The organism is Longispora sp. NPDC051575, assembly GCF_040681875.1.
In the GTDB taxonomy this organism is placed as follows: Bacteria; Actinomycetota; Actinomycetes; order Mycobacteriales; family Micromonosporaceae; genus Longispora.
The window spans coordinates 766,235-775,232 of record NZ_JBFAZP010000003.1 but is presented as its reverse complement, the minus strand read 5'-3'; the positions used below and the strand labels follow the sequence as shown (position 1 = coordinate 775,232).

General features: G+C 75.8%; 10 protein-coding genes. 7 read left to right on the top strand and 3 right to left on the bottom strand.

Annotated elements, in window-relative coordinates:
* Window positions 1-81: 81 nt before the first annotated feature.
* From AB0M43_RS11005 to AB0M43_RS10985, 5 genes are all read left to right on the top strand, one after another.
* Window positions 82-696 carry a DUF2064 domain-containing protein gene (locus tag AB0M43_RS11005; protein ID WP_363723297.1) on the top strand — a complete coding sequence of 205 codons (615 nt, stop codon included), beginning with the start codon at window positions 82-84 and terminating at the stop codon, window positions 694-696.
* Window positions 693-1,346: a class I SAM-dependent methyltransferase gene (locus AB0M43_RS11000; RefSeq protein WP_363723296.1), complete on the top strand. Its 654-nt coding sequence runs from the start codon at window positions 693-695 to the stop codon at window positions 1,344-1,346. The genes AB0M43_RS11005 and AB0M43_RS11000 overlap by 4 nt, the downstream gene beginning before the upstream one ends.
* A 412-nt stretch (window positions 1,347-1,758) precedes the next feature.
* Window positions 1,759-3,459: a hypothetical protein gene (locus AB0M43_RS10995; RefSeq protein WP_363723294.1), complete on the top strand. Its 1,701-nt coding sequence runs from the start codon at window positions 1,759-1,761 to the stop codon at window positions 3,457-3,459.
* On the top strand, window positions 3,456-4,292 hold the full coding sequence (locus AB0M43_RS10990; RefSeq protein WP_363723292.1) for a DUF4397 domain-containing protein: 837 nt from the start codon (window positions 3,456-3,458) through the stop codon (window positions 4,290-4,292). Before AB0M43_RS10995 ends, AB0M43_RS10990 begins: the two co-directional genes overlap by 4 nt.
* A gap of 60 nt (window positions 4,293-4,352) precedes the next feature.
* Window positions 4,353-5,018, top strand: coding sequence for a class F sortase (locus tag AB0M43_RS10985; RefSeq protein WP_363723290.1), 666 nt, complete (start codon window positions 4,353-4,355; stop codon window positions 5,016-5,018).
* 85 nt (window positions 5,019-5,103) lie between these two features.
* Here the strand turns inward: AB0M43_RS10985 and AB0M43_RS10980 are convergent, their stop codons facing one another.
* Window positions 5,104-5,682 (bottom strand): GyrI-like domain-containing protein, encoded by a 579-nt coding sequence (locus AB0M43_RS10980; protein ID WP_363723289.1) that lies wholly within the window; start codon window positions 5,680-5,682, stop codon window positions 5,104-5,106.
* Window positions 5,679-6,440, bottom strand: coding sequence for a MerR family transcriptional regulator (locus tag AB0M43_RS10975; protein ID WP_363723287.1), 762 nt, complete (start codon window positions 6,438-6,440; stop codon window positions 5,679-5,681). Before AB0M43_RS10975 ends, AB0M43_RS10980 begins: the two co-directional genes overlap by 4 nt.
* 126 nt (window positions 6,441-6,566) lie before the next feature.
* On the opposite strand from AB0M43_RS10975, the gene shbA reads away from it, so the two are divergent.
* Both shbA and AB0M43_RS10965 read left to right on the top strand, forming a co-directional pair.
* On the top strand, window positions 6,567-7,148 hold the full coding sequence (gene shbA, locus AB0M43_RS10970; protein WP_363723286.1) for an RNA polymerase sigma factor ShbA: 582 nt from the start codon (window positions 6,567-6,569) through the stop codon (window positions 7,146-7,148).
* A complete protein-coding gene (locus AB0M43_RS10965) occupies window positions 7,135-7,830 on the top strand; it encodes a hypothetical protein (protein WP_363723285.1) in 696 nt (231 codons plus the stop codon). The genes shbA and AB0M43_RS10965 overlap by 14 nt, the downstream gene beginning before the upstream one ends.
* Before the next feature lie 170 nt (window positions 7,831-8,000).
* On the opposite strand, the gene AB0M43_RS10960 is transcribed toward AB0M43_RS10965, so the two are convergent.
* Window positions 8,001-8,900: a hypothetical protein gene (locus AB0M43_RS10960; RefSeq protein ID WP_363723284.1), complete on the bottom strand. Its 900-nt coding sequence runs from the start codon at window positions 8,898-8,900 to the stop codon at window positions 8,001-8,003.
* Window positions 8,901-8,998: the final 98 nt, after the last annotated feature.

The following is an 8,998-nucleotide window of genomic DNA, read 5'->3' as shown; positions in this document are numbered from 1 at the left end:
CGAGGGCAGCGTCTCCAAGGTGACCGGAACCTGGCTGGGCACCCTGCGCGCCGTGCGCGACATGAGCCGGGTGCTCGCCCGATGAGGATCACGGTCGTCGCCAAGGAGCCCGCGCCGGGACGCGTCAAGACCCGGCTGTGTCCGCCCTGCACCCCGGAGCAGGCCGCGGCCCTGGCCGCCGCCGCGCTCGCGGACACCCTCGCGGCCGTGCGCGCCGTGGCCGCCGACCGGACGCTGCTCCTCGACGGCGAGTACCCGGTCGACGGGTTCGACATCTGCCACCAGCGCGGCGACGGGCTCGGCGAGCGGCTCGCCAACGGCTTCGCCGACCGCCCCGGCCCGACCCTGCTCATCGGCATGGACACCCCGCAGGTCGAACCGGAACTGCTCGAAGCGGCGCTGGCCTGGCTCGGTCAGGCCGACGCCGTCCTGGGCGCGGCGGAAGACGGCGGCTGGTGGGCCCTCGGCCTCCGCGACCCCGCCCACGGCGCCGTGCTCCGCGACGTGCCCGTGTCCACCCCGGACACCGGTCGCCTCACCGCCGAGGCCCTCACCTCCGCCGGCCTCCGGGTACTGCCGCTGCCCGTGCTCCGCGACGTCGACACGTACGAGGACGCGCGCGCCGTCGCGGGCCTGGTCCCGGGCGGCCGGTTCGCCCGGACCCTCGCGGGAATCGCCCTGCCGGTGACGAGGTGAGCACGGCACTGGAGGTCTACGACACGGCCCTGACCACGGACAGCCGCCTGGACTACCTGTGCGCGGGGGTGAGCCGCCCCGCGGGCCTCGCGCGGTGGGTCAGCGCCCGGGCCCCCGGCGACGGCGGCCTCCTCGACCGGTGCGTCGGGCACACCCTCGACGTCGGCTGCGGCCCCGGCCGGCTCGTCGCCGCGCTCACCGCCCGGGGCGGCTCCGCGCTCGGGGTGGACGTCTCGGCCGCCGCCGTGCGCCTGACCCGGTCCAGGGGTGCCCGGGCCAGGCGCGCCGACGTGTTCGGCCGACTGCCCCGCGAGGGCGGGTGGGACACCGTGCTCCTCGCGGACGGCAACATCGGGATCGGCGGTGACCCCGTGCGGCTCCTCGCCCGGTGCGCGGCCCTGCTGGCCCCCGGTGGCACGCTGCTCGTCGAACTCGACCGGCCCCGCACGACCACCGCCGTCACCGAATTGCGGCTGCGGGTCGACGCGCTGGTCAGCAGCCCGTTCCCGTGGGCGTTCGTGTCCTTCGCGGACCTGCCCCGGGTCGCGGATCCGGCCCGCCTGGACGTCGCCGAGACGTGGACGCGGGCCGGCCGCTGGTTCGCCGCACTCACGCCCCGGTGCTCGACGGACCGGCCCGGATCGCGCTGACTACGACCCTGAATTTCCGCGAAAGAGGATGGAACCGCTCTCTCAATGAAGGTTGATTGGGGCGCCGGAGAATACGAATCCCGGTGCCTCAGTCCAGCCGACCGGATAAAAATTCCCGTAGGTATTCGTTGCCGGTCGGTCCACGGATGGGTACGATCGCAAAAGAATTTGAGACGGCCTCCGACCTGTGGTTCTGCAGGTCAATCGCATGCCATTCACACTATGGGCAACCTTAGTGGACCTAGTGCCGGAATACTATTCTCGCCGGACGGTTCCCCCGGATAAGCCGCGTTGTCCGCCACGCATTGTCGAGCTGTTGTCGGCGCACGGTACAGCTCCTTGCGTACCCCTCGGAATCTCTGTTATGCCTTTCCCGTAGTCGGCCCTGGGGGCCGTTCACTGGGGAGTCTGCATGAGCCCGCCGGGCCCGATCGTCGGATACGAGGAAGCGAACCACGACCGGGGACTGCCCGGGCCGGGGGCACTTCGTGGCGCCCCGATCGGGCCTCTGCCCCGCTGGGCGGCCCTCGCCGTCGAGATCCCCGCCTTCGCCCTGGCCGCCGTCGCCGCCCACGCGGCCACCCGGAGCACCCCGGTCACCGCCGCCGAGGCGGCCCGCGTCGCCGCCCTCGTCGAGTGGGGGCGCCCCGGGGCCCCGGTCACCGGCGGCGGCTGGTCGGCGCGCCTCCTCGACGGGCTCCTCGCCGGCTGGTTGTCCTCGACGGGCGGCCTGCTGCGCGACCTGCCCGCCGTGCTGGCCGTCCGGCAGGCCGTCCTGCTCGCCACGCTGCTGGCCCTCGCGGCGGTGTGGCTGTTGACCCGGCGCCTGGGCCTGTCCGTACCGGCCCGGGGCGCCGTCCTGGTGACCCTCGCCCTGCCCGGCCCCGCCGTGCTGTTCGCGGGCACCGTCACCCCCGGCCCGCTGGCCGCCGCGTTCCTGCTCCTCGGGGTCCTGCCCCTGGCCGCTCAGCGCCCGGGCACCTGGTCGGGGCTGTTCGGGCTGCTGGGCGTGGCCGTCGGCGCGCTGCTGGTGCCCGCCGCCCTGCCGGGGATCCTCGCCGGGCTCGCCGTGCTGCTCGCCGAGGGCGACCTGTCCGCGCGGCTCGGGGCCCGCTGGCGGTACGCCGCCGCCGGCCTCGTCGGAGCGCTCGCGGCGGCCGGCCTGTGGGCGGTGGCCGGCTCCGCGCCCCACCCGCCGCCGGTGGCCGCGTGGGAGCTCGCGCTCGGCGCGGTCGCGGTGGCGCTGGCCGGGCTGGGGCTGACCCGCCGCTGGTCGCGCGCGCCGGCGGTGGCCGTCCTCGTGCTGACGGCCACCGCGTTCGTCGCGCCCGCCGGCCTGTGGGCGGTGGCCGTGCCCGCCCTGGTGGTCGTCGCCGCGTCGGCCGCCGAGCAGGCGCTCCCGCGCCGGAACCCGGCGTGGTCGGTCCGCGTCGCGCTGGTGGCGACGGCCGCCGTGCTCCTCGCGGGCCTCTGCGTGACCCAGCTGCTCGCCGTCCCCGGGACCGCGTCGCCGGGCCCCGTGCGCGACGCCGCCGCGTGGGTGGGCGCCGAACTGCCGGCCACGGAGCGCGTCGCCGTCGAGGACGGGCTGCGCGCCGACCTGGTCCGGGCGGGACTGCCGGCGGGGCGGATCGACCCCGACAGCGGGTGGCGGCTCTCCCGGGGCGGCACCGCCGGGGTCGTCGCCACCTTCGGCCCCGTGACCGTCAGCCGGCGGGACGGCGGCGCCGCGCCCACCGGCGAGCAGCGGCGCACCCGGGCCCGGGCGGGGGCGGCGCTGGCCGGCAACCCCCGGCTCACCCTGACGCCCGCCGCCGCCGACCTGCTGCGCGCCGGGGACGTCGAACTGCGGCTCGTGCTGCTGCTCGGCACGGTCACCGGCCAGCACGCGCTGAAGATCCAGGACTTTCCGGGGGTACCGGGGGAGCGGGGCACCCCCGCCCGTCGGGTCCTCGTCACCGCCGTCGACGGCCGCCCCGCGACGACGGCGGAGTCCACGGCCCTGCTGCGGGCATGGCTGGACCTGCAACGCGACCCGTACCGGCCCCAGGGCACCACCACCACGGCCGAGGGGCTGCTGGTGCGCTACGCACTCTTCCCGGAGGAATCATGAGAGCCACCCGACTGGTCGTCGCCACCCTCGCGGTCGCGGCGGCAGCCCTGACCGGCGCGGCCCCCGCCCAGGCGGCGTCGGTCGGCTACGTCCGCCTCGCGCACCTGTCCCCGGACACCCCGGCGGTCGACGTGTACCTGTCCTCCGTCGGCGGCGGCATCACCCCCAAGGTGTTCCCCGCCGTCGGCTACGGGGTGCTGTCCACCTACATGCCGCTGCCCGCCGGCACCTACGCGGTGGCGATGCGCGGCGCGGGCTCCCCGGCCACCTCGACCCCCGTCCTGAGCACCTCGGTCGAGGTGGGCGGCGGTGCCGCGTACACGGTCGCCGGCGTCGGGCGGTACGCCGACCTGGGACTGCGGGTCATCACCGACGACCTCAGCCGCCCCGACGCGGGGGCCCGGATCCGGGTCATCCACGCCTCCGTCCGCGCCCCGCAGCTGACGGTGGCCACCACCGACGGGCAGAAGGTCGCCGACGCGGTGGCGTTCGCGTCGACCAGCCCGTACGCGCAGACGAGGCCCGGCCGGGCGACGCTGCGCCTCCAGGGCGCCGGCACGGCCCCCACCACCGTCGACGTCGACCTCGACGCCCGCTCCGTCTACTCGCTCGTCGTCCTCGACGGGGTCGGCGACGGGCTGTCCACCGTCCTGCGCCTCGACGCGCGCGGCGACGAGGCCACCCCGAACGGCGCGGTCGAGGCCGGCGGCGGCGGTTCGGCCGGCACCCCGTGGCGGACGTACGCGCTGCTGGCCGGCGGCGCGGCCCTCGTCGCGGCCGGACTGTTCGTCTGGATGCGGTCCCGCAGGCGCCCGGCCGCCGTGCCGCGATGACCGGGCGGGCGGCCCGGCACCCGGCCGATGACTGACCACCCTCCGGTCGCGCCGCCTGCTGTGCGGTCTGCCCGGACCACGGCCCGGAGCGCCCCGCGCGCTCGCGGCTCCCGGCGCGCGGGGGCCGGACGACACCGGGCCCCGCGCCGGGCCGGCCCGGCCGTGGCGGCGCTGCTCGTCGCGTGCGGCCTGCTGCTCGCGACCTTCGCGCTGCTGCCCCGGTCCACACCGGAACCGGCCGGCATCCCCGTCGGCCAGCACCTCGTCGCGGCGGGCCCGGACGCGCCGACGTCGATCAGGATCCCGCGGATCAGGGTCGACAGCGCCCTGGAGACGCTCGGCCTGGCCGCCGACCGCACCCTGACGCCGCCGGGGGACTACCGGCGGGCCGGCTGGTACACCGGCAGCGCCGCCCCCGGCGACACCGGCCCGGCGGTGATCGCGGGACACGTCGACTCCCGCACCGGCCCGGCCGTGTTCGCGCGCCTGGGTACCCTCGTGCCCGGCGACCGGATCGAGGTCCTCGGCGCGCGCGGGGTCGTGCGGTTCACCGTGACCCAGGTGCGCCGGTACGGCAAGGACGCGTTTCCGACCGCCGCCGTGTACGCGCCCACCCCCGATCCCCAACTGCGCCTGATCACCTGCGCCGGCTCGTTCGACCGGGCGGCGCGCAGCTACCGCGAGAACCTGGTCGTGTTCGCCGTCGCCGACCCGGTCTTCGCCTGACCCGACCGTGCGGAACGGCGCGGGTCTTTCGACGGGGACCCGCAGTACCCGTCTGCTTGGGTTGTGGGGTCCCGCGTGATCGGGGTCATGTCGTGGCGGCCCGCACCGGCTGGCGGAGGATGGTCCGCTGCCGCTCCGGTGCGGTCCGGCGCGGGTCGGTCAGGTAGATCTCGTGGTGCCGCCCGGAGTGCGCCAGCCCGCGCGCGGCCATGAACTCCTCCATCCGGGCCAGGGTCTCCGGCTCGGTCGCGAACGGCCCGGTGTGCAGCACCTGCACCGCCCGCCCCTCGGTGAGCCGCAGGAACCGGGCCCCGCCGGTCACCAGGTCGGGCGTGACGAACTCCGGCAGCCGGATCAGCAGGGTCCAGTGCCACTCCTCGCGCGGCACCTCCAGGGGCGGCCCGTCGGACTCCACCCACCACAGGCCCTCCAGTTTGGACACCGTGAAGTCCCGGCCGGCCGCCCTGGCCCGCTTCTTCGCGCCGTACGCCGCCGGGTAGAGGGCTTCCAGCGCCGCGACGTACTCGGGGCCGCCCGGTGCCCCCACGCCGTCGACTGCGGCATAGATGCAGGTGTCGAACTCACGCACCTCGGGCGAGGCGGTGGCGGTGAAGTACCCGCGGTCGGACCGGACCAGGTCGACCTTGGCGACGGCGGACGTCATGACGGCTCCTCCAACGGGACCATGAGATGGGTGACCAGGTGCTCCGGGGCGGTCGTCGCCGGGTCGGAGACGTAGACCTCCCGGAGCGGGCCGGTCGGCGGGTGGCCGCGCGCGGCGCACCAGGACAGCAGGGCGTGCCCGGTGAGGGTGATCTGGTCGTACGGGCCGACGTGGGTGGCGCACGCGAACGTGCCGCCGGGCAGCAGGTCCGCCCCGTCGGCGCGCACGGCGGCCACCGCCACCGGGATCCGGTCCTCCACGTCGAGCGGGAACAGGCCGATCAGGCGGGGCGGCCCGTCGAGGCCGGGCAGCAGGCGGGCCACGCACGACGAGGTCACCCGGGCGATGTCGTCGGGGCCGTCGGCGACGTCGCGGGCGAGCAGTACCCGGTGGGTGGGTTCGGTCACCACCGTCACCGCCGGGGTGGGCAGGCCGTCGGCGAGCACCCGCTCCAGGGTGGCCAGGCCGCGCCGCCGCCGGGCCAGCTCCGACTCCAGGTCGTCGCGGACCCGGCCCAGGGCCTCTGTGGCGGCGCCGGCCAGCACCTGGCCGATCGCTGCCAGCGGCACGTCCAGCGAGCGGAGCAGGCCGATCACGAGGGCGTCGCGGGCCTGGTCGGGGCGGTAGTAGCGGTACCCGGTGCCGGGGTCGACCAGGGCGGGGGAGAGCAGGCCCAGGCGGTCGTAGTGCCGCAGCTGCTTCACGCTCAGCCGGCAGAGCCGGGCGAAGCCTCCGATGGGTACGAGTTCGTCGGTCACGGGTTCCAGCCTGCACCCTCCCACGGCGGGAGGGTCAACAACGCCGACCGTGTCCTTGGCGCGCACCGGGAGGGTTGGCTACGGTGCGACGGGTCCCGGGCGGTAACGGTGGAGGAGGCGGCGGCGATGGTGGGGGAGGACGAGTTCGCTGACCTGGCGAAACGTGCCGCCGCTGGCGATTCGGTCGCAATGTCTGAACTGTTGACCCGGTTGCGGCCGATGGTCGTGCGCTACTGCCGGGCCCGGCTCGGACAGGTCGGCGGCGGATTCGTGACCGCCGACGACGTGGCTCAGGAGGTGTGCCTCGCGGTGATCGGTGCCCTGCCCCGCTACCGGGACCAGGGGCGCCCGTTCGCGGCGTTCGTGTTCGGGATCGCCGGGCACAAGGTGTCCGACGCGCACCGGGCGGCGCGGCGGGCCCGGGCGTTCGCGCCGGTGGAGACCCTCCCCGAGCGGCCGGACCCGGACGCCGGCCCGGAGAACCAGGCGATCGTGGCGGACCTGTCCCGGCAGTTGACGGGGCTGTTGGAGGAGTTGACGCCGCAGCAGCGCGAGATCGTGCTGCTGCGGGTGGCGGTGGGGCTGTCGGCGGAGGAGACCGGGGCGGTGCTGGGCATGACGGCGGGCGCGGTGCGGGTGGCCCAGCACCGGGCGCTGGCGAGGCTGCGGACGATGGTGGAGACGAGGTGGGGCAGTGAACGCGTTTGAGGACCTGAACTCCACCGACTCCACGCTGGACGCGATCGGGCGGGGCGAGCGGCCGGCGACGGACGACCTGTTGTTCCTGGCCCTGACGGAGTGGCGGGCCGACGCGGCCGAGCCGGGCCCGGCGGGGGGCACGCTGATCGCGCTGCGTCCCGCTCCACCCCGGCGTCGGCGGCTGCTGGTGGCCGTGGCGGCCGGGCTGGTGCTGGTGGCCGGCGCGGGCGGGGTCACCGCCGCCGCCGGGGACGCGCGGCCGGGCAGTGTGCTGTGGCCGGTGACCCGGTTGGCGTACGGGGACCGGGCCGAGTCCTTCCTCGCCGAACAGGCCGCCGACCGGTCGCTGACGACGGCGGACCGCGACCTGGCGGCCGGCCGGGTCGAGGACGCGCGCCGGCATCTCGCCGAGGCCGAGGCGGAACTCGGGAAGGTCGGCTCCGAGGAGGCGGCGCGCCGGCTGGCCGGTCGGCTCACGGCCCTGCGCGCGCGGCTCGGCGCGGACGAACCCTCGGCGGACCCGACGCTGCCGCTCGTCGTACCGTCCGGCGCGCCGCCGGGTGGCGGGGGCGCCGCGACGGACAAGCCCGGGGACAAGCGCAAGCCGACGCCCCCGCCCCAGCACGGTGGGGGCAAGAGCGAGCACAGCAAGCCCCCGGGTACCCCGCCGAGCACCCACCGGCAGGGCTGAATCCGGACCCACACCTACGGCTGGCCCGGCATCCGGCCACACCCGGGACCGGTCGAGTTCACCTGTGGCGGGCGCATCCGCCGGTGCCACGCACGGAGGGGCCCCGCCGCCGGAAGCCGGTGACGGGGCCCGATCGGGGTGCCCGGGAATCGTCCCGGGCACCCGTTCCGCTAGTCCGTCATGCCGGAGCCCGGGCGTCGGCGGCTCACCGTGCGCAGGGCCAGACCGGTGGCGATCAGCGCGGCGGCCACGGACACCATGGCGATGACGCCGGCACCGGTGACCGGGAGGCCGGACGGCGGCGGCGGGGGAGTCGACGCGTTCACGGACGGCACCGGGGCGGTCGGGGTGGCCGACGGGCCGGCGGACGGGGAGGCCGATGTGGACGCCGACGGGCTGGGGCTCGGGGACGCCGACCCGCTCGGGGAGGACGAAGGGCTCGGTGACGCACTCGGCGACGGCGAAAGGCTCGGCGATGGGCTCATCGACGGCGACGGGCTGGGCGACGAGCTCGGCGACGCCGACAGACTGGGCGACGGCGACTGACTCGGCGATGGCGATGCCGACATCGAAGGCGTCGGCGACGGGCTGGGCGTCGGCCCACCCGTCGTCGGGCACGTGTGCGTCAGGTTGAAGTTCCCGCTCGGCGGCGGGGAGTCGCCCGTGATCTGCGCGGTGCCGGCGGTCAGCGTCCACCCCGGATCGGTCTGGAGGTAGGCCTTGGAGGTGCCGGGCCCGCCGATGATGCCCCCGCCGTCGGTGGGGATGGTCAGGACCACCAGGGACAGGTCCGGCTTCTGGAACGTCAGGGTGAGCGAGACGAACTCCGAGTCGTTGCCCGGGAGGACGAACACCCAGCCGTCCTGGGTGGGGCTGGCCCCGCCGGGGATGTTGTCGCAGGAGTTCGGGTCGAAGTCCTCGGCCGTCGTGGGCACGTTCCCGGGGTTGATCGCGATGAGGATGTCCGCCTGCGCGGTGGTCGGCATCGCCACCAGGCCGATCAGTCCGGTCAGCAGCAGGGCCCCGAGGACCACGGCGACCTGGACCCTCCTCGTGTGTACTCGTCGCACGGACATCCCCCGGAGTGATCGAGCCGAAAGGCGCACTTTGGGGCCATGCTAACGACGAAACGTGTTCATGTATCCCGTTCCAGAAAACTATGCAAAAA